The sequence below is a fragment of the Peribacillus sp. YIM B13472 genome (assembly GCF_042788005.1).
Taxonomy (GTDB): Bacteria; Bacillota; Bacilli; order Bacillales; family DSM-1321; genus Peribacillus; species Peribacillus simplex_E.
Genome location: NZ_JBHZPG010000082.1, coordinates 1 through 1247, shown reverse-complemented (window position 1 = coordinate 1247; position 1247 = coordinate 1). Strand labels below are relative to the sequence as shown.

At 37.5% G+C, this 1247-nt stretch carries 1 protein-coding gene; it reads right to left on the bottom strand.

Annotated elements, in window-relative coordinates; all coding sequences use genetic code 11:
• Positions 1-24: 24 nt before the first annotated feature.
• Positions 25-1175, bottom strand: a protein-coding gene (locus ACFX4I_RS26375) for an IS3 family transposase (RefSeq protein ID WP_377424191.1) whose coding sequence is annotated in 2 segments (ribosomal slippage) — positions 25-926 and positions 926-1175 — 1152 coding nt in all. Because the reading frame shifts where the segments join, the coding sequence is not laid out codon by codon here.
• Between the last annotated feature and the right edge of the window lie 72 nt (positions 1176-1247).

Below are 1247 nucleotides of genomic sequence, written 5' to 3'. Positions count from 1 at the left end.
TTTTGGACACTAAAAAGTTAAATCTTAAGCTGTATTCCTAATTCGATCTTCAATGGCCTGTGGTGTTTGATAGCCTAAGCTGCTGTGAATCCTTGTTCGGTTATACCAACCTTCAATAAATTGGAACATCGCTAACTTAGCTGTTTGATAGTCTAAATATTGTACGTGGTTGACTTCTTCCTTTTTTAATAGGGCATGAAAGGATTCAATACAGGCATTATCGTACGGGCAACCTTTCTGACTAAAGGATTGCTTAATATGATGGTTTTGGATATGTTGAGTAAACTCACTGCTTGTATATTGTGAGCCAAGATCCGTATGAAGAACTAAGCCCTCCGAAGGCTTTTGTGAAATCTGTGCGTTATTGAAAGCTTTTATGACCAGTTCTGTCGTCATTGAACGAGAAAATGAATATCCCACTATTTTCCTAGAATGAAGGTCCAATACCGAAGCTAAATAACACCATCCGTCTTTTAACGTGTGGATATACGTAATATCTGCTACCCATTTCTCATTAATGGTCTGAGTAGTGAAGTCTCGTTTTAACAAATTATCCAATTGAATAACCTTTTCTTTAGATGGATAGGGACGGTATTTTTTCTTAGTAATAGAACGAATTCTCGCCTTGCTCATTAAGCGTTGAACACGCTTTAGACTTAGGGAAAACCCTTTGGCTAATAAGCTTTCATGAATCTTTGGAGCCCCATATCGTCCCTTGCTTTCCAGGTAAATGAGATGAATTTCCTTCGTGAGTTCTTGGTTTTCCTGTTCGCGATTTGATACGACTATTTGAAGGGACTGATAATGGCTGCTTCTTGGGATTTCTAGTATTTCACACATCTTCTGTATGGGATATTGTTTCTTGTGTTCCTCAATAAATTCGGTAAGATCGGTCTCGGTTACTTTTTCGCGAATATGGCCATAGCCTTTTTTAAGATTTCAACTTCTTGCTTTAACCGAAGGTTTTCCTTCTGTATGGCGGCTAATTCCTTTGGAGTCATAGACTCTTCCCCTAACCCGATAGGAGTAAATTCTTTAACCCACTTATAAATGGTAACTTCAGATACGCCATATTCGCCGCTTAATTCTTTGACCGAATTACCCGAGTGATAAAGATCTACAATAGTCTTTTTGAATTCATTATTATATTTTTTACCTGTATTCTTACGTTCCAAGACGGACACATCCTCTCAAAAATCATTGTAAGGACTTAACTAAAATGTGTCCATGAAACTATACTAACTCCA